General features: G+C 64.7%; 17 protein-coding genes and 1 tRNA gene. 7 read left to right on the plus strand and 11 right to left on the minus strand.

Annotated features, from left to right (window positions below; translation table 11 throughout):
• Nucleotides 1-104: 104 nt before the first annotated feature.
• The gene (locus FFS68_RS02385) at nucleotides 105-1,829 is read left to right on the plus strand and encodes a DUF885 domain-containing protein (RefSeq protein ID WP_137751697.1); all 1,725 of its coding nucleotides are present in this window, start codon (nucleotides 105-107) and stop codon (nucleotides 1,827-1,829) included.
• A 24-nt stretch (nucleotides 1,830-1,853) separates the two neighbouring features.
• On the opposite strand, the gene FFS68_RS02390 is transcribed toward FFS68_RS02385, so the two are convergent.
• Complete coding sequence (locus tag FFS68_RS02390) at nucleotides 1,854-3,155, minus strand: RsmB/NOP family class I SAM-dependent RNA methyltransferase (protein ID WP_137751698.1); 1,302 nt, start codon at nucleotides 3,153-3,155, stop codon at nucleotides 1,854-1,856.
• Here FFS68_RS02390 and FFS68_RS02395 point away from each other — a divergent pair.
• Nucleotides 3,154-3,420, plus strand: a complete 267-nt coding sequence (locus tag FFS68_RS02395; RefSeq protein WP_349290362.1) for a DUF1674 domain-containing protein — start codon at nucleotides 3,154-3,156, stop codon at nucleotides 3,418-3,420. The two genes, FFS68_RS02390 and FFS68_RS02395, sit on opposite strands and share 2 nt — an antisense overlap.
• A 20-nt stretch (nucleotides 3,421-3,440) precedes the next feature.
• On the opposite strand, the gene FFS68_RS02400 is transcribed toward FFS68_RS02395, so the two are convergent.
• The 3 genes from FFS68_RS02400 to FFS68_RS02410 all read right to left on the minus strand — a co-directional run bounded on the left by FFS68_RS02400 (nucleotide 3,441) and on the right by FFS68_RS02410 (nucleotide 6,325).
• Nucleotides 3,441-3,995, minus strand: a complete 555-nt coding sequence (locus FFS68_RS02400; RefSeq protein WP_171003712.1) for a cytochrome b — start codon at nucleotides 3,993-3,995, stop codon at nucleotides 3,441-3,443.
• A 14-nt stretch (nucleotides 3,996-4,009) separates the two neighbouring features.
• Nucleotides 4,010-4,789, minus strand: coding sequence for a SapC family protein (locus tag FFS68_RS02405; RefSeq protein WP_137751700.1), 780 nt, complete (start codon nucleotides 4,787-4,789; stop codon nucleotides 4,010-4,012).
• Nucleotides 4,790-4,900: 111 nt separating this feature from the next.
• Nucleotides 4,901-6,325: an FAD-binding oxidoreductase gene (locus FFS68_RS02410; RefSeq protein ID WP_137751701.1), complete on the minus strand. Its 1,425-nt coding sequence runs from the start codon at nucleotides 6,323-6,325 to the stop codon at nucleotides 4,901-4,903.
• A gap of 177 nt (nucleotides 6,326-6,502) precedes the next feature.
• Between FFS68_RS02410 and FFS68_RS02415 the strand changes: the two genes are divergently transcribed.
• Both FFS68_RS02415 and FFS68_RS02420 read left to right on the plus strand, forming a co-directional pair.
• Nucleotides 6,503-7,027, plus strand: coding sequence for a hypothetical protein (locus FFS68_RS02415; protein WP_137751702.1), 525 nt, complete (start codon nucleotides 6,503-6,505; stop codon nucleotides 7,025-7,027).
• A 122-nt stretch (nucleotides 7,028-7,149) separates the two neighbouring features.
• Nucleotides 7,150-8,532 (plus strand): DEAD/DEAH box helicase, encoded by a 1,383-nt coding sequence (locus FFS68_RS02420; protein WP_137751703.1) that lies wholly within the window; start codon nucleotides 7,150-7,152, stop codon nucleotides 8,530-8,532.
• A gap of 168 nt (nucleotides 8,533-8,700) precedes the next feature.
• On the opposite strand, the gene FFS68_RS02425 is transcribed toward FFS68_RS02420, so the two are convergent.
• Entirely contained in the window at nucleotides 8,701-9,717 is a 1,017-nt protein-coding gene (locus FFS68_RS02425; RefSeq protein WP_137751704.1) for an NADP-dependent oxidoreductase, read from the minus strand.
• Nucleotides 9,718-9,813: 96 nt separating this feature from the next.
• Between FFS68_RS02425 and FFS68_RS02430 the strand changes: the two genes are divergently transcribed.
• A tRNA-Ala gene (locus tag FFS68_RS02430) sits at nucleotides 9,814-9,889 on the plus strand.
• 28 nt (nucleotides 9,890-9,917) lie between these two features.
• Here FFS68_RS02430 and FFS68_RS02435 read toward each other — a convergent pair.
• The 6 genes from FFS68_RS02435 to FFS68_RS02460 all read right to left on the minus strand — a co-directional run bounded on the left by FFS68_RS02435 (nucleotide 9,918) and on the right by FFS68_RS02460 (nucleotide 16,965).
• A complete protein-coding gene (locus FFS68_RS02435; protein ID WP_137751705.1) occupies nucleotides 9,918-11,081 on the minus strand; it encodes an acyl-CoA dehydrogenase family protein in 1,164 nt (387 codons plus the stop codon).
• A gap of 19 nt (nucleotides 11,082-11,100) precedes the next feature.
• On the minus strand, nucleotides 11,101-12,150 hold the full coding sequence (locus FFS68_RS02440; protein ID WP_249339984.1) for an aspartyl/asparaginyl beta-hydroxylase domain-containing protein: 1,050 nt from the start codon (nucleotides 12,148-12,150) through the stop codon (nucleotides 11,101-11,103).
• Nucleotides 12,151-12,203: 53 nt separating this feature from the next.
• A complete protein-coding gene (locus FFS68_RS02445; protein ID WP_171003713.1) occupies nucleotides 12,204-13,112 on the minus strand; it encodes a DUF4349 domain-containing protein in 909 nt (302 codons plus the stop codon).
• A gap of 74 nt (nucleotides 13,113-13,186) precedes the next feature.
• Nucleotides 13,187-15,493: a UvrD-helicase domain-containing protein gene (locus FFS68_RS02450; RefSeq protein WP_137751772.1), complete on the minus strand. Its 2,307-nt coding sequence runs from the start codon at nucleotides 15,491-15,493 to the stop codon at nucleotides 13,187-13,189.
• A gap of 60 nt (nucleotides 15,494-15,553) precedes the next feature.
• On the minus strand, nucleotides 15,554-16,096 hold the full coding sequence (gene rsmD / locus FFS68_RS02455) for a 16S rRNA (guanine(966)-N(2))-methyltransferase RsmD (RefSeq protein WP_137751708.1): 543 nt from the start codon (nucleotides 16,094-16,096) through the stop codon (nucleotides 15,554-15,556).
• 5 nt (nucleotides 16,097-16,101) lie between these two features.
• Nucleotides 16,102-16,965 (minus strand): pseudouridine synthase, encoded by an 864-nt coding sequence (locus FFS68_RS02460; RefSeq protein WP_137751709.1) that lies wholly within the window; start codon nucleotides 16,963-16,965, stop codon nucleotides 16,102-16,104.
• 154 nt (nucleotides 16,966-17,119) lie between these two features.
• Between FFS68_RS02460 and FFS68_RS02465 the strand changes: the two genes are divergently transcribed.
• Together FFS68_RS02465 and FFS68_RS02470 are read left to right on the plus strand one after the other, a co-directional pair.
• Nucleotides 17,120-17,557, plus strand: coding sequence for a response regulator (locus FFS68_RS02465; RefSeq protein ID WP_137751710.1), 438 nt, complete (start codon nucleotides 17,120-17,122; stop codon nucleotides 17,555-17,557).
• 70 nt (nucleotides 17,558-17,627) lie between these two features.
• The gene (locus FFS68_RS02470) at nucleotides 17,628-18,380 is read left to right on the plus strand and encodes a DUF1223 domain-containing protein (protein ID WP_171003714.1); all 753 of its coding nucleotides are present in this window, start codon (nucleotides 17,628-17,630) and stop codon (nucleotides 18,378-18,380) included.
• Nucleotides 18,381-18,387 lie beyond the last annotated feature (7 nt).

Below are 18,387 nucleotides of genomic sequence, written 5' to 3' on the forward strand. Positions count from 1 at the left end.
GCCGCTGTCCAGTGGCGTTGCTGGCGCCGTTCGTCGATTATCGGATGCCATCGGTCGGTCCGAGTGGCAGAAGCCGGGGCATGGAAATCCAGGGAGATAGCCGAATGACACGCAAATTTGCCCGCTTTGGCGGCGTCGCCATGGCCGGGGCACTGCTGGTGCTGACCGCCTGCAACGCATCGGATAACAAATCCACCACCACCGCCCCAAGCGCGGCAAGCTGGACCGAATTTCGCGACCAGTTTCTGGCCGGCTATTTCCCGCTCAACCCGACCTTTGCCGTCTATCAGGGCAAGCATGAATTTGACGGGCAATTGCCCGACTGGTCACCGGCGGGACTGGAGAAACAGGCGGCTTATCTTGAAAAGGCGATCACCGACGCGAAGGCCTTTGACGGCGAGATGAGCGCGGCCGAAAAGTTCGAGCGCGATTATTTGGTGCATGTCGCGCAGGGGCAGCTGTTCTTCCTGCGCGATACCGATTTCGCGCAGAAGAACCCGTCCTATTATACCGGCGCGCTCGACCCCAATGTCTATATCGCGCGGCCTTATGCCGACGCGACCACCCGTATGAAGGCGTTTATCGCCTATGCCGAAAAAGTCCCCGCCGCCGCCGCGCAGATCAAGGCCAATCTGAAGCTGCCGCTGCCCGCGACTTTCGTCAAATATGGCACCGCCGGGTTCGGCGGCTTTGCCGATTATTACACTGGCGACGCGAAGGCGGCCTTTGCCGAGGTCAAGGACGCGGCGCTGCAAAAACAGTTCGACGACGCCGCGGCGAAGGCCGGGGCGGCGATGACCGATCTGGCGGAATATGTCGGATCGCAGCCCGGCACCGCCGACGGCTATGCGCTGGGCGCCGACAAATTCGCCAAGCTGATCCTAACCAACGAGGGGGTCGACACCCCGCTCGACGAACTGGAGCGCATCGGTCAGGCCGACCTCAAGCGCAATCAGGATGCGCTGAAGACCGCGTGCGCGACCTATGCCGCGGGGATGACGATCGGCGAGTGCATGAAAAAGATGAACGCCGACAAGCCCGCCGGCGGTCCGGTCGCCGAGGCGCGGCGCCAGTTGCCGATGCTGCGCGCGTTTCTGGTCGAAAAGGATCTGGTGTCGATCCCCGGGACCGAACAGGCGCAGGTCGAAGAATCACCGCCATATAACCGGCAGAACAGCGCCTATATCGACATTCCGGGACCGTATGAAAAAGGGCTGCCGTCGGTCTATTATATCTCGCCGCCCGATCCGGCGTGGGACAAGCAGACGCAGGCCGATTTCGTGCCGGGGCGCAAGGATCTGATGTTCACCTCGGTCCACGAGGTGTGGCCGGGGCATTTCCTCAACTTCCTTCACGCGAACCGGGCCGAGAGCATTTTTGGCAAGCTGTTCGTCGGCTATGCCTTTGCCGAGGGCTGGGCGCATTATACCGAAGAGATGATGTGGGATGCGGGGCTGGGCGCGGGCGATCCCGAGACCCATATCGGCCAGCTGTCGAACGCGCTGCTGCGCAATTGCCGCTATCTGTCGGCGATCGGGCTGCACACCAAGGGAATGACCGTGGCCGACTCCGAGAAGCTGTTCAAGGAACAATGCTATCAGGACGAAGGCAATGCGCGGCAACAGGCGGCGCGCGGTACCTATGATCCGCTCTACCTCAACTACACGCTGGGCAAGCTGATGATCCGCAAGCTGCGCGAGGATTGGACAAAAGGCGACCGCACGAAGTGGAAGGCGTTCCACGACGAATTCCTGTCCTATGGCGGCCCGCCGATCCCGATGGTGCGCGCGGCGATGATGAAGGAAGATACGCCGAAAGCCGTGTTCTGACGCTAACGGGCGCTGGCGGGGGCGTTAGCCCGCTGGCGCCCGCAGCCGCGCGACGAAGAAGCCGTCGAGCCCGCCAGCGTCGCTCAGGACTCCGGGCAGGGTGCGGACAAAACCGCTGGTATCGGGTGCGATGGCGTCGGGCAGTTCGTCCGCGCGCACCGGGTCGATGCGCCACGCCGGGTGATGTTTCAGGAACGCCGCGACCTGATCCTCGCCCTCGGCGCGCTCGAGCGAGCAGGTGGCGTAGATCAGCGTGCCGCCGGGCTTGACCCACCGCGCAGCGCGGGCGAGCAACTCGGTTTGCAGCACCGCCATCTCGTCGATCTGGCGCGGTTCGATCCGGTGCAGCACATCGGGATGACGGCGAAAGATACCGGTCGCCGAACAGGGCGCGTCGAGCAGGACCGCGTCGGCCGGCGCCGCGGGCGCCCATGACCTTAGATCCGCCTGCACGATGTCGGCGACCAGCCCGGTGCGCGCCATATTGGCGCTCAAACGTTCCAGCCGTTTGGCGCTCGAGTCGACGGCGACCACTTGCCATCCCGCCGCCGCCAGCTGCATTGTCTTGCCGCCCGGCGCCGCGCACAGATCGAGCACACTGCGCCCGTCGCCCGAACCCAGCAGGCGGGCGGGAAGGCTCGCCGCCAGATCCTGAATCCACCAGCCGCCTTCGCTATAGCCTGGCATCGTATCGACCGCCTGTCCGCGCGGCAGGCGGCGATGGCGCGGCGCGAGCGATATGGCGCCCTCCCACTCCTCGGCGCCCGGTTCGGCGGCAAAGCTGAGGTCGATCGGCGGCGGCACGCTCCAGCCCGCTTCAGCGGCTTCGACCGTCGCCAGGCTCCATTGCTCGGCCCATCGCTCGGCGGTGGGCAGGGGCAGGGTGGCGCGGTCGGGCAGCCGCCATTCGTCCTGCTGCGCGCGCGACAGGATGGCGTGGACCAGCCGCCGCGGGCCGCCTGCGACGAGCGGCAACGCGGTGGCGACCACGGCGTGCGCGGGGCTTTTGAGGACGAGCAACTGCGCCAGCGCGATCCGCAGCACGGTCCGCGATTTGACGTCGTCGGGCAGAATCTGCGCCGTCGCACTGTCGATCAGCGCGTCGATATCGACCATCCAGCGCAGGGCTTCGGACGCGATGGCGACGGCAAAGGCGCGGTCGGCCCCGGTCAGCCCCTGCGCGGCGGCGTGCATTGCGACGTCGAGCGGGTCGCCGCGGCGCAAGATCGCATCGACCAGCCGCAGCGCCGCCCGCCGCGGCGCGGTGCCGGGCGGATCGGGCTCACTCTGTGACCGCTGTTTTGGGCGCCGGGGGCGATCAACCATGATGATATTCGACGCGGTTGGCGTGACGCATGAAAAATCCTATAGTGGCTGCACCATGACCGAGCGCAGTGAAACGGAAACGATAGGCGGAACGCCGCGAGCGGTGAAGCGTCCGGCGCATGTGAAGGCGCCTGCCGACTGGACCACCAGCCCGGTACCACCGCCAGCGCCGATCCGCGAGGAAAAGGCCAAGGACCAACCCGGCGGGCGTAATCCGGTGCGCTATGGCGACTGGGAGCTGAAGGGCATTGCCGTCGATTTTTGACGCCGCGGCCAGCGCCCGCGTCAAAAAGGGTTCATCCGCCCGATCAGTCCGGTCCGATCGACAAATTGATGCTTTAGTGCGGCAAGAATATGGATCGCGGCCAGCGCCAGCATGGTGAGGCCAAGCACCTCGTGCCGGTCATGCATCACATCGGCCAGACCCTTGTTCGGCTGGGCGATCGTCGGAATTGTCGCCAGCCCGAAAAAGTCGATGGGCCGGTCCGCGGCCGACATCCACACCCAACCCGACAGCGGCAGCAGGATGAGCAGCGCGTAGAAGAGAAAATGCACGACCTTGCTGAGCGGGCGCTGCCATGCCGGGGTCGCGGCGGGCAGGGGCGGCGGTTTGTGGCCCAGCCGCCACAGGATCCGGACGATGGTCAACGCCAGGATTGTGATGCCCAGCGCCTTGTGGATGTCCATTGCGGCACGATGCGTTTCGCGCTGCATGTCCTCGGTCAGCATGGCGAGGCCGATATTGGCGATGACCGCCAGGCCGATCAGCCAGTGAAGCCAGATGGCCACCTTGGTATAACGCGGACCGGCGGTGCCGGCGGGGTCTGCCAGGGTGGCCATCGGCATCAAACGCCTCAGACCGCCGGGACTTCCTGAATTTCCGGCACCTTGCCGGCTTTCACCTGCTCGGCAAACACTTCGCGCATCAGCTGCAGCGAGAAGAGGTGGGCAAAGATCAGGCCGAGGATGCCGTTCTGCATCAGCTTGCGCAGCACATCGCCGCGCAGTTCGCGCAGCTTGTTCTCGTCGACCATCTGAAAACCGCGATAGATATAGGGCTTGTCGCTGCCTTCCTGCTGGATGCTGACTTCGCCGTCGATCAGCAGATCGGCCTTTTTCAGCTCGTCAACGAACATGCCGGTGCGCTGACCGGCTTCTTCAAAATTCTTGCAGAATTCGAGGACCGCCTGAACCGGCGCCGTCGGCTGGCCATTGTCGAACAGCGCATCGCCTTCGTCGAACTTGCCGATCGCGCCCGACGTCGGGTCGAAGCACAGCGACAATTCGTCCGAATTCGGCTGGAGCTTGGCGAGCAGGAACGGGTAACGGCGGATATAGGCGGGAACATAGACCGGATTGACCAGCTTGCCATTGTCGTCGACGAACGTGTTCACGCCTTCGTTCAGGCCCATCAGCGCGAGCGGCACCGGATTGTCACCCGCCGAAAAGACGATCGGGAAAAAGCGGCACGCCGATACGAACTCGTCCGAGGTCAGCGGGATGGCATGCTGGTTGATCAGAAATTCCGCGTTGTCCAGCGGACGCGCGTGGAAATCGGCATGATCGATGCTCGAAAGCGGAACGAGGTCCTTATAGAACAGCGGCAGGTTGGCAGGGGCGGGCGCAGTGGCCATGATAAAACTCCGGTAGGGCGTCCCGACCAGCCGGGACGAAAAGATAACAGCGCGCCTTATTGACCCGCGCCCCGCGGCGCAAGGGGGCGATAGCGCAGGACGGGCAAAGCGTCAGACGATCAGCTTGCCGGGGTTGAAGATGCCCGCCGGATCGAGCCCGGCCTTGATGCCGCGCAGCGCCGCCAGCCGCGCCGGGCTGTCGAGTTCGGCCAGGATGTCGCGTTTCATCTGGCCGATGCCATGTTCGGCCGAGATTGAGCCGCCAAGGTCAATGACATGCGAATAGACCAGCCGGCTGACCGCTGTGCCGTGCTCGGCGAGCCATGCGGCGCCGTCGACGCCAACAGGGGGCTGGACATGGTGATGGACATTGCCATCGCCCAGATGCCCGAACGACAGGGCGCGGGTTCCGGGGAAGGCGGCTGTCAGTCGCGCCGGATTATCGGCGATGAAGGTCGGCATCCGGTCGACGGGGACGCTGACGTCATGTTGCAACGCCGGTCCTTCGGCGCGTTCGGCCTCTGAAATCGAATCGCGCAGGCGCCAAAAATCGTCGCTTTCGCGATCATTCTTGGCAATCACGACGTCGCGAATCAATCCGGCGTCGAGCGCTGCGGCGAGTTCGCGCTCCAGTGCATCACTTAGCGCCTGATCGCTTTCACCCGCCAGTTCGGCGAGCACGTACCAAGGATGCACGGCGGCGATCGGTGCGCGGGTTTGCGGGATATGGCGCAGCACGGCATCAAGGCAAGCGTGCGGGATGATCTCGAACCCCTCAAGCTCGCGCCCGATGCTGGCATCGAGCTGGCGGAGCAGGATGAGCGCCTGTTCGGGCGAATCGATCGCGATCCATGCGGTGCGCCGCGCCGCTGCCGCAGGGACGAGATGCAGGCTGGCGGCGGTGACGATGCCCAGCGTCCCCTCGGCACCGCAGAGCAAGTGCCGCAGATCATAGCCGCGGTTGTCCTTTTTGAGCGGCGCGAGCCCGTCGAAGATGCTGCCGTCGGGGAGTACCGCCTCGATCCCCGCGACCAGCGCGCGCATCGTGCCGTGGCGGAGCACCTGGGTGCCGCCGGCGTTGGTTGATACCAGCCCGCCGATCGTCGCCGAACCCTTGCCGCCCAGGGTAAGCGGGAAGCGCAGGCCGTGTGCCAATGCTTCTTGATGGAAGGCTTCAAGGATCACGCCTGCGTCGGCCACCGCTATCCGGGCAGCGGTGTCGATCGAGCGCATCCGGTTCATCCGGCGCAAGCTGAGCAACAGTTGGTCGCCAGTTGCATCGGGAGTGGCGCCGCCGACCATGCCGCTGTTGCCGCCCTGCGGCACCAGCGCGACCTGCTCGTCTGCGCACAGGCGAACGACCGCAGCGACCTCTTGGGTCGAGGCGGGCGACAGCATCGCCGCGGCGTGTCCGGTATATTTGCCGCGCCAGTCGGTCAGCCAGGGCGCCATGCTGTCGAGGTCGGTCGTATAGCCTTTTGGACCCAGCAACCCGGCCAGACGATCGAGAAACGGCTTGGACGGCGTCCGGGTCATGCTTTGGGTTCCGATCTTGCGGCGACAACAGAGCGAATATAGTTCATTTGATGTTCAATCATGGCTGTTAAAGCCCGCGTTGGATGAATATCATTTTTTCGTCCAGCGGCTATGGACGCGGGAGTTACGGGTGGGCAGCAATTATCGTCAGGACGCCGAAGGAGCGGCAGCACTGCTGTGCTGACCGCGGCGGCCCTGTGGTTTGCCGCAGCGGCGCCCGGCGCCGATGCGGCGCCGCCGGTTGCGGCGCCCGAGCCGCTGGTAGCGATCACCGCGCCGACGCCCGAGCAGATCACGTCATTCTGGCAGGTGGTGATCGAACAGCAGCTGATCATCCGCGTCCCCGCCCAGCGATCGCAGCTCAACAATTTTGCCGCCGGCCCATCGCCGTCGCGGCGCGCGACCGAAATTCCGATCGTGTGGAAAGAGAAAAAAGCGCCAAAATGCGTCGCGATGCGCAATATCATGGGGATGCAGGCGGTTCAGCGCGACAGCATCGATATCATCACGCGGCAAAAACAGCGGCTGCGCGCCCAGCTCAATCGCGGCTGCCGCGCGCTGGACTTTTATGCCGGTTTTTACATGCAGGGCAGCAAGGACGGGCAGCTTTGCGAGGACCGCGATGAAATCCATGCCCGCACCGGCGCAAAATGCGAGATCGACAAGTTTCGCTTGATGGTTCCGGTCCGCGACGACGATTAGGCGATTAATCGCGGCTTTCGTCGCCATTTCTTGACTTTTCATCGCTATTTGCCCAAGGCCCGCGCAGCGCCGCCTGCGTGGAAGGCTGAGCGTCACCTCTTTTTTCCGGACATGATAATCTTATGAAATTTGCCGACATCGGCCTTTCCGACGAACTTTTACGCGCCATCGACGAGTCGGGCTATGACGAAGCGACGCCCATCCAGGCGGGCGTTATCCCCTCGGTGCTGATGATGCGCGACATCATCGGCATCGCGCAGACGGGGACCGGCAAGACCGCGTCGTTCGTGCTGCCGATGATCGACATTCTCGCCCATGGCCGCGCCCGCGCGCGTATGCCGCGGTCGCTGATCCTCGCGCCGACGCGCGAACTTGCCGCGCAGGTCGCTGAGAATTTTGAGAAATATGGCAAGTATCACAAGCTGTCGATGGCGCTGCTGATCGGTGGCGTCCAGATGGGCGATCAGGTCAAGGCGCTGGAAAAGGGCGTCGACGTCCTGATCGCGACCCCCGGCCGCCTGATGGACCTGTTCGAACGCGGCAAGATTTTGCTGACCGGGTGCAACCTGCTGGTGATCGACGAGGCCGACCGCATGCTCGACATGGGGTTCATCCCCGACATCGAGAATATTTGCACCAAACTGCCCGCGAATCGCCAGACCTTGCTGTTTTCGGCAACGATGCCGGCGCCGATCAAACGGTTGGCCGATAAATTCCTGTCGAACCCGAAGACCGTCGAGGTCGCGCGCCCGGCAAGCCGCAACGAAAATATCGAACAATTTCTGGTCAAAACGTCGGAACGCGGCAAGCGCGATGCGCTGCGTGGCCTGATCGAATCCGAAAAGGTTCACACCGCGATCGTCTTTTGCAACCGCAAGACGACGGTGCGCGAACTGGCCAAAGCGCTGCAGCGTTCGGGTTACAGCGCCGGCGAGATCCAGGGCGATATGGACCAGTCGAGCCGCACCGCCGAACTCGACCGGTTCAAGGCCGGCACGATCAACATATTGGTTGCGTCGGACGTCGCGGCGCGCGGGCTCGACGTCAAAGGCGTCAGCCATGTCTTCAACTTCGATGCTCCGTGGCATCCCGACGATTATGTCCACCGCATCGGCCGGACGGGCCGCGCCGGCGCGCAGGGCCGCGCTTTCACGCTGGTGACGCCGTCGGATGACGAGGCCATCGACAATATCCAAAAGCTGACGGGTTATAAGATCCCGGTCCACGGTGGTGAAGCCGCGGTGGCCGCAACGCCGCAGGTTGCGCCGAGCGAAGCCGAAGCCACGCCGCGGCGCGGCCGGTCAGAGCGTGGCGGACGCGGTCGCGGCGCAGCGAAACCGGACAAGGCGGCGGCGCGTCCGAGCGAGGAGCCCAAAGCAGCCCCGGCCAAGCCCCGCGCCGATCGCAAACCGGCGCCGACGCCCCGGCGCGACGATCAGGACGGTCCTGACGACGGCTGGAACGGCCCGACCCCCGGTTTCCTGTCGGTCGGCTTCGGAAGCTAAGAATTTTCTGACGGGTGGGGGAACTCACATCCTCCCGCCGTCACCCCGGACTTGATCCGGGGTCCATGACCCCTTGCGCCGCGCTATGCCGTGAGGACGGATGGATCCCGGATCAAGTCCGGGATCACAAAATTGGAGGTCCGCAATCGGCCGTTAGCCGCCGCAGCCCTATACCCTAACCAGCATCTTCCCCATATTGGCGCCCGAAAATAGCCCCAGAAAGGCGTCGGGTGCCGACGCCAGCCCTTCGTGCACGGTTTCGCGCATCGTCACCGCGCCGCTGGCGATCAGGGCGCCCATGTCGGCGTAAAATTCTTCCATGCAGTCGAAGAACTGGTCGGTGTAGATAAAGCCTTCCATGCGGATGCGGGCCGGGATCGTGCGGATCAGGTATTTCATGTCCTGCGCTTTGCCGTCGTTATAGACGTCGATCATCCCGCAGATCGCAAAGCGCGCGAAATCATTGGCGGTCGCAAAGGCGGCGTCGAGATGCTCGCCGCCGACATTGTCGAAATAGACGTCGATCCCGGGCTTGCCCAGTTGATCGAGTGCTTGCGCCAATCCCGCCAAGACCGGTCCCGCCTTGTAATCGACCACCGCATCGGCGCCCAGATCCTTGACCCAGGCGCATTTTTCGCCGCCGCCCGCCGATCCGATGACGGTCATCTCGCGCGCTTTGGCGATCTGGACGACCGCGGATCCCACCGCGCCCGCCGCCGCCGAGACGAATATCGTGTCGCCGGGCTTGGCCGCGGCGACGCGCAGCAGGCCGATCCACGCGGTGCCCCCGGTCAGCCCCATATTGTGCAGGAAGGTCTGCGGGGTCAGCCCCGCCGCCAGTGCTTCGGCAGGCAGCTTATTGGGCATCATGTCGAGGCCGACAATGCCGCCGTCGCGCCAACCGCCCATGTGCAGGATCAGGTCGCCGGGCGCGAAACCCTCCATGCGGCTTTCGGTCACCTCGCCGATCGCGCCGCCGGTCATCGGCTGGTCGATCTGGAAACTCGCGGCATAGCTTTTGGCGTCGTTCATCCGGCCGCGCATATAGGGATCGACCGACAGCCACAGGTTGCGGACCCGCAACTGGTCGGCTTCCAGCGGACCGTCGGGCAAGTCGCGGAGCGCGAAATTGTCCATCGTCGGCAATCCTTGCGGACGGCTGGTCAAATGCCAGGCTTTGCTCATCGGAACCCCCATTCCCTGATTTCGCGTGGCGGTGAAGGCTCTGATCAGAAAAGCCGTTGCCACTGTTCGGCTGTGCCGTTAATACGCCGCCGTCGCGGGGCCGTAGCTCAGATGGGAGAGCGCTGCAATCGCACTGCAGAGGTCAGGGGTTCGATTCCCCTCGGCTCCACCAGCGACCTTTCTCCCGCGATCATACAGACTTACCCCGCGTAGTCGCGGATCATGTTCTTCGCAATGACTAGCTGTTGGATCTGGGTCGTTCCTTCATAAATCCGGTAAATGCGGCAGTCGCGATAGAAGCGTTCGGCCAGATATTCCTTGAGGTATCCCGCACCGCCGTGGATCTGCACCACCCGGTCGGCAACGCGCCCGCACATTTCGCTGGCAAACATCTTGGTCGCCGCCGCCTCGACAAGGATTTTTTCACCGCGGTCGGCGCGCGCGCAAGCGTCGGCGAGCATACATTCGGCGGCATAGATTTCGGCCTTGCTGTCGGCCAGCATCGCTTGAATCAGCTGAAAATTAGCGATCGGTTCGCCGAACGCCTTGCGTTCCATGGCATATTTCAGGCCCGCATCGAGCATGCGCTTGGCATAGCCGACGCTGGCAGCAGCAACCGACAGGCGCCCGTTGTCGAGGCTCTGCATCGCGGCACGGAAGCCGATTCCTTCTTCGCCGCCAAGCAGCGCATCGCCGTCGACATGGACATCGTCCAATATGACGTCGGCGATCTGCGATCCGGCCTGGCCCATCTTGCCGTCGGGTTTGCCGATCGAGACACCGGGGGCATCGCGCGGGACAAGGAAGGCGCTGACATGCGCGTTCTTGGGCAGCGCCTCGGCATTTGTGCGCGCCATGATCAAGATCATATCGGCAAACGGGGCGTTGGTAATATAACGCTTGGTGCCGTTGAGCACATAGCCATTGCCGTCGCGCACCGCGCGGGTCTTCATCGCAGCGCTGTCCGACCCGCTGTCGGGTTCGGTCAGGCCAAAGGCGGCGATGCTGCCCATCGCCAGCTTGGGCAGCCAATGCTCCTTCTGCTGCTCGGTGCCAAAGCCGACCAGCGATTTGCACACCATGCCGATATTGATCGACACGATCGAACGATAGGCGGGCGAGGCATAAGCGATCTCGCGGATGAAGCCGACATATTGGCTGATGTTCATTCCGGCGCCGCCATATTGTTCGGGCATGGTCACCCCGAACAGGCCCATGTCGCGCATTTCCGCCAAGATGTCGTCGGGAACGCGGCCAAGTTCTTCGAGTTGGTCCTCCGCCGGGATCAAGCGTTCGCGGACATAGCGCTGCAGCTGTTCCATGAAGGCGTCATAAATGTCGGCGTCCATTCCCGGGTTGATCATCGTCGTCCTGTCCCTTGGTCTATTGTTCCGAATAGCTGTCGATGGCGGAAAAAATGCGGGTCAGCTGCTCGCGCTCATCGGCGTCGATATCGGGCCGCCAGATTTCGAACAGCAGGATGGTGCGGTCGCTGGTGCCGCGGTTCCACGCTTCATGTTCAAAACTGTCGTCAAAGATCAGCAGTTCGCCTTCGGCCCAATGGCGCGTTTCGGCGCCGACGCGCAGCCCGCACCCGTCGGGCACAACCAGCGGCAGATGACAAATCAGCCGCGTGTTGAGCATGCCGTGATGCGGCTGGATATGGGTGCCGGGGGTCAGCCGCGAAAACAGCGCGAGCGGCGCGCGGCCGGGGATCACCGGTTGCGGGGCAAGCGACAGCGCGGCGAGGGCGGCGGGGCACAGCATGTCGATGCCATCGGCGATCGCGCCATCTTTCCAAAGCCAGGCAGCGCCCCAATCGGGTTTATCGAGCAGCGGATTATTGGGCGGCGGGCGATCGGCGCTGGCGGTGACATAGGGACCGAAACGATCGGCGGCATGGTCGATCAAGGCCAGCAATTCGGCGCGGATGGCGTCGGTCGCGGCCTCGATGGCATCGACCCACGCGAAATCGGCGCGGTCGAAAAACGGGCGCTGGGCCAGGCCGGGGAAATAGAACATGCTGGGCTGCTGCAGATAAAGCGGCTGTTCGCCGGCCAGCATGCGGAGCGCCGCGGCGACGCGCGGCGCCGCGCTGGCGGCATCAATGCCCGCGCCGCGCAACTGGCTGAGCAGATGATCGGCATAGGCGCGCTCGGTGGCGGCCAGAAATTGTTCGGCGCGTTGCAGCCCGGGATGAAGGGCGGGCGGGATGCTCTGTGCCTGGGCGGCGGTGCCGAGCGCGAGGCGATAGAAGCTCCCGGCGGCGCGGTCGTCGGCCAGACGGCGCTTGAGTTCAGCCATGGCGAGCATGGCGGCGATATTGCCGCGATCGGCGCGGATCGCGCCGTCGAGCGCCGCGGTTTCCGCCGCGGCATCGCCGCGGCGATGGGCGTCGCGTGCCTGGTCCAGCCATGTTGCCTGCCCCGTCATGGCCTTTGCCATAACGCGGCGGTGGACCTTTGCAAGCGACGCCCTGTCGTGCGTCAGCCCGCGGGCGGGGTCGCTGGATCGGTCGCCGACGGCTTGCTTCGCAATTGCGCGCGAACCGCGCTGACGAACCGGCTCCGCCAGATGGCGACGAGCAGCGCCAGCAGGATGCCCCACGGCAGGATTGCGGCGCCCAGCGTCAGGACAATGGTCAGCGCGGTGCTGCCGCTGCGCACCAGCGTCTCGCCAGCGTTGGCGAAGGGGTTTTCGCGGCCAATGCCGGGCAGGCCGCCGTCGCTGACATAGTTGAACGCGACGCTGGTCCACGCGATGCGGGCTTCGCCCGTGCGGCGGCTTTGACGTTCATCACCGAGCTGCCCGCGCAGCTGGCTGATCTGCGCGAGCAGCTCGGCGCGTTCGCGCTTGTCGAGCCCGCCTGACTTCAGACGCTCCTCGATGCGTGCGATTTCGGCTTCCGACCCGGCGCTGCGCTGTTGCGAGGCGAGGATTTCGGTGCCGACGTCTTCACCGGCCACGCTGGCGTCGGCGAGCACGCCTTCGGCCTTTTCGACGCTGGCGATCGCGTTGGCGCCGAACCTGCGGGCGATGCCGGGGTCGAGCTTGAACTGGGTTTGCGCCTCGACGAGCTTTTCGTCGCTTAGCTGGTAGCGGACGTCGACGATGCGGCACCGCTGGACACCAAGCGTTTCGCAGGCGGCGGCATGATCCTCCTGCACCTTCGCTATACGGTCGTCGGCAAGGCGGAAGGTGTAGGCATAGTCGAAGGCGACACCGGGGGCGGCTTCGATGCCGATGCGGGGGGCGACGACATCATCGGCGGCCGCATCAGCGGCGGCAGGGCTTTCGGTGGCGGACGTCTCGGAAACCGCCGCATCTTCGGAAGATTGTTCCGAACAGCCGACCAGGGCGAGCGCCATCACGCCCGCTAAGAGCTTCATTTTCATTGAAGATTCTCCCAAAACGCGACTCGATGGCCGCGTGGGATGGCATATCATAACTGTTCTAGTTGACAATAGGCTCAAGCGCGCTGGACGAAGCTGTCCAAAACCCGCTTGCTGCCGGCCTGTTCGAACGCCACTTCCAGCTTGTTGCCGTCGATGTCGGCGATTTCGCCATAGCCGAATTTTTCGTGGAACACGCGCATGCCGATGGCCAGGTCGGCGCGCGGCTTGGCGCCAACCGATGCCGCCGGGCCTTTCTCGCTGGGCGCGGGGGCGCGGGTGATCGTCGATGACCCGGCGACGGCGCGCTGCCACGCCGGGCCGCGCGTCATGATCCGCGACGGTTGGCGTTCTGCGACGTGCGCGAAGGGATCGCCCTGCGCCGACCAGTTGGCGCGCCACAAACTCGCACCACCACCGAAGCTGTTTTCGCTGTCGATATGTTCGGGCGGGATTTCGGCGATGAAGCGGCTGGGGATGCTGCTCATCCACTGGCCGTAGATGCGGCGGTTGGCGGCGTGGTAGATGCTGGCGCGCTGGCGGGCGCGGGTGATCGCGACATAGGCGAGCCGGCGTTCTTCCTCGAGGCTGGCGGTGCCGCCTTCGTCCATCGACCGCTGCGACGGGAACACGCCATCCTCCCACCCGGCCAGAAAGACATGGTCGAACTCAAGGCCTTTCGCGGCGTGGATCGTCATGATGGTGACGGTTTCGGTCGTGTCGTTGGTGTCGCGGTCCATCACCAGGCTGACATGTTCGAGGAATTCCTCGAGCGTTTGATATTCCTCCATCGCGCGGACGAGTTCGGACAGGTTTTCGAGCCGCCCCGCGGCCTCGACGCTGCGGTCGGCCTGGAGCATCGCGGTGTAGCCCGATTCGTCGAGGATCAGCTGGGTCAACTCGGGGTGCGACAGCTGGTTTGCCTTTTCCTGCCAACCGCGCATTTGTGTGACGAAATTGGCGAGCTGGCGGCGCGCCTGGGGGGTCAGCTCGTCGGTTTCGATCAGGCGCGCCGCGGCGTGGAGCAGCGAGGCCTGTTCGTGGCGCGCGAACTGGTGGATCCGCTGGAGCGCCTTGTCGCCAAGCCCGCGTTTCGGCGTGTTGACGATGCGCTCGAACGCCAGATCATCGGCCGCCGACTGGACGAGGCGGAGATAGGCGAGGGCGTCGCGAATCTCGGCGCGTTCGTAGAAACGAAAGCCGCCGACGATGCGGTAGGGCATGCCGATCGCAATGAAGCGGTCCTCAAACTCGCGGGTTTGAAACTGCGCGCGAACGAGGATGGCGGCGCGGTCGAGGCTGACCTGACGATGCTGAAGCGTTTCCAGCTCCTCGCCGATCCGCCGCGCTTCCTCCGGCCCGTCCCACACCCCCACGACGCGCAGCTTGTCGCCGGGATCGAGATCGGTCCACAACGTCTTGCCCAGCCGCCCGCTGTTCTGCGCGATCAGCGCCGAGGCGGCGGCGAGGATCTGGGGCGTCGAGCGGTAATTTTGTTCAAGGCGGATCACCGTCGCGCCGGGAAAATCCTTCTCAAAGCGCAGGATGTTCGCAACCTCGGCGCCGCGCCATGAATAGATCGACTGGTCGTCATCGCCGACGCAGCAGATATTTTTCCGGGTTTGCGCGAGCAGGCGCAGCCACAAATACTGGCTGGCATTGGTGTCCTGATATTCGTCGACCAGGATATATTTGAAGCGGTCCTGATACTGCGCCAGCACATCGCGATGGTTTTTCAGGATCACCAGCATGTGGAGCAACAGGTCGCCGAAATCGCAGGCGTTGAGCGTCTTCAGCCGCGCCTGATACAGCGCGTAGAAATGCTGCCCCTTGCCGTCGGCGTAGGATTCCTTGTCGGCGGCGTCGAGATCGGACGGGACGAGGCCGCGGTTCTTCCATTTGTCGATCAGCCCCGCCAGTTGGCGCGCGGGCCAGCGCTTTTCGTCGAGGCCGTCGGCCTGGATCAGCTGTTTGAGCACGCGCAGCTGGTCGTCGGTGTCGAGGATGGTGAAATTGCTTTGCAGGCCCACCAATTCGGCGTGGCGGCGCAGCATCTTGGCCGCGATGCTGTGAAAGGTGCCGAGCCACGCCATGCCCTCGACCGCGTCGCCCATCATGCGCCCGATCCGCTCGCGCATCTCGCGCGCCGCCTTGTTGGTAAAGGTGACCGCGAGAATTTCGGACGGCCAGGCGCGCCGCGTCGCGATGATGTGGCCCAGCCGCGCGGTCAGCGCCGCGGTCTTGCCGGTCCCGGCGCCCGCGAGCATCAGCACCGGGCCTTCGGTGGTCAGCACCGCCTGCCGCTGCGGCCCGTTCAATCCTTGCAGATAGGGCGGGTCCGACGGATCGGGTGGGGGCAGGTCGGGCAGCGAGGCAGGGGGCATGGTCACGCGCGAACGATTAGGGAACAGCGGCGGCGCTGTCCAGCTTAGCGCGGCGGGTTGTTATGCAAGCCGCAGCAATGTCAGCCGCGCCTTGCCCACCTTGCGATCGGCGTCGATGGTGAATCCGGCCACGTCGATGGTTTCGCTGTGCGCGGTTTCGACCGACACCCAGCTATCGGGGCCGATCCAGCCGAGGCGGTTCAATTTATCGAGCGCGACGCTGGCGGCGCCGGTGCCATAGGGCGGGTCGAGCATCAGCAGGTCATAGGCGCGCGGTGCCGGACCCAGCCCGAGCACCGACCCGGCGCGGACATCGGCGCGCCCGGCCGCGCCCAGGCTGGACAAATTTCCGCGCAGCACGTCGAGGGCGTCACGGTCCTGTTCGGCGAACAGGCAGGTCGCGGCGCCGCGCGACAGGGCTTCGATGCCGAGCGCGCCCGACCCGGCGAACAGGTCGGCGACGACCAGCCCCTCGAAACTGCCCAGGCGGCTGGTCAGCATCGAGAACAGGGTCTCGCGGGTGCGGTCGGCGGTCGGGCGCGTTGCGTCGCCTTTGGGCGCCAGCAGCTTGCGGCCGCGCCATTCGCCGGAAATGACTCGCATCGCGCTCAGCCCATATGCCGGCGGAATTTGAACAATTCGTCGCGCGGCACAACATCGACCGCGCTCATCGGCAAACCGTCGAGTTCGAACGCACCGTAACGGGTGCGGATCAGGCGGCTGACCTGCAAGCCGAAATGTTCGAGCACCTTGCGGACTTCGCGGTTCTTGCCCTCGGTCAGCGTCATTTCGACCCATTGGTTGCGCCCGGTGCGGCGTTCCAGATTGGCGTCGATCTTGCCATAGGTCACCCCGTCGATGGTGATCCCCATCGCGAGTTCCTCCAGCTGATCCTGGCTGATGTCGCCAAAGGCGCGGGCGCGATAGGTGCGCTCGACCCCGCTGGCGGGCAGTTCGAGCTGGCGCTTGAATTCACCGTCATTGGTCAGCAGCAGCAAGCCCTCGGTGTTATAATCGAGGCGGCCGACCGGCATCAGCCGCGGCAGGTCCTTGGGCAATATATCGTAAATCGTCTTGCGCCCCTTGGGGTCGCGCGCTGCGGTGATGCAGCCAGCAGGCTTGTGAAAGCGGTAGAGGCGCGTCGAAACCGGCTTGGCGACCGGATTGCCATCGACCGTCAGCCCTTCGAGCGAGGTCAGCAGCGGCGCGGGCTGGACCACGACGACACCGTTCAGCGCGATCCGCCCTTCCTCGACCATCCGCTCGACATCGCGGCGCGAGCCGACCCCGGCGCGCGCGAGCAGCTTGGCGATCCGCTGCGGGCCGTCCTCGTCGCGTTCGGCGTCGGCGGGCTTGGCTTTGAGCGCCGAGGCGGCACCGCGCGCGGCGCGGCGGCCTTTCGGCGCGTCGCGGTCGCCAGCGGACTTGGGCGCTGAGCGCGGGGCGGCGCGGGGAGGTCGACGGGTGGTCATGGGAACGGGTACGGCTTTCTTGTCGTTATGCGGGCAATAGTGTTGCCTTGTGATCACGCTCATAGCCGGAAAAGTGTCGCTTCGTCGATGGCAAGCAGAAGCAATCTTGCACGACCGTGCCGAGCGCGTCATGGCGCGGTTAAAGGGAATGAATATGCTCTTTGCGTCCCGCCCGTCCTGCATCAAGCGGCTGCTGATCATCGAGGATGATCCGCTGGTCGCGTTCGATAATGAGCGGACGCTGAAACACAGCGGGTACGACATCGTCGCGACGGTCGATTCGGGCGAGGCAGCGGTGCCGATCATCGCCGACGAACAGATCGACGCGCTGGTCCTCGACCTGGGGCTGGCGGGGCATATGACCGGCCGCGAAGTGGCGCGATTGGCGCGCGATCGCGGCATTGCGGTGCTGTTGGTGACGGGCAAATGCCCCGAAGACGCTGCCGACATCGCGGTAGCCTGTCTGAGCAAGCCGCACAGCGCGTCGGCATTGGTGAGCGCATTGCGCGCGGTCGAAACGATGACGTGCAAGAACCAGGCGCCGCGCAAGGTCAGCGGGCTGTTGACTTATTGGCGACCCGAACCGGCGTAACCGGTAACCTTTCGGCCACTGCGGTCGAACTTTCCCGATAGACCCACATGCTCGGGCGAAGGGAAATAGTGTGAAGACGAACCCGATTTTTCTCGCCGCGCTTGGCGCAACGGCGGTAGTGGCGCTCGTGACGCTCGCTCCTGAAGAAAGTCTGGCCGCCGCGCAATCACGACCGAGCGCGGAAAATGGACCACCGGTGCTGGTCGAACTGTTCACCAGCCAAGGCTGTTCGTCATGTCCACCAGCCGACCGCGTTCTGGAAAAGATCGACCGTGCGACCGCCGTTGTCGCGATCAGTCGTCCGGTGACATACTGGGATCGACTGGGCTGGAAAGACACGCTGGCCCGCGCGGCAAACGATGCGCGTCAGCGACGCTATGCTGCGCGCGGCCTGCCCGGCGGCGGGGTCTATACGCCGGAGGCGGTGGTCCAGGCACGTCAGGCGGTCGTTGGGTCAGACGAGCGGCAACTTCGCCGACTGATAGCCGGAGCACGCAAAGGCCCGCCGATGACCCTGACGCAGACGGGCGGCCGCATCACGGCGGGACAGGCAGCCCCGCACAGCGAGCTGAATTTCATTGCCGTGGCCGCCCGCCGCGATGTCGGGATCCAGGCCGGCGAGAATGGTCAGCGACGGCTTGGTTATACCAATGTCGTGCTGAACGAAGTCGCGGTGGCCTGTTCCCGGAAAGGCGTGTGCAGCGCCGCGATCCCCGCTGCGATCGCAAATCAACCCGGCGCCGATCGCTGGGCCGTTGTCCTGCAACGCGTCGATCACGGCCCAGTGGAAGCCGTGCGCTGGATCAGCCGACCGGCCAAATAGCCGCTTC

The sequence above is a fragment of the Sphingopyxis sp. L1A2A genome (assembly GCF_005502465.1).
In the GTDB taxonomy this organism is placed as follows: Bacteria; Pseudomonadota; Alphaproteobacteria; order Sphingomonadales; family Sphingomonadaceae; genus Sphingopyxis.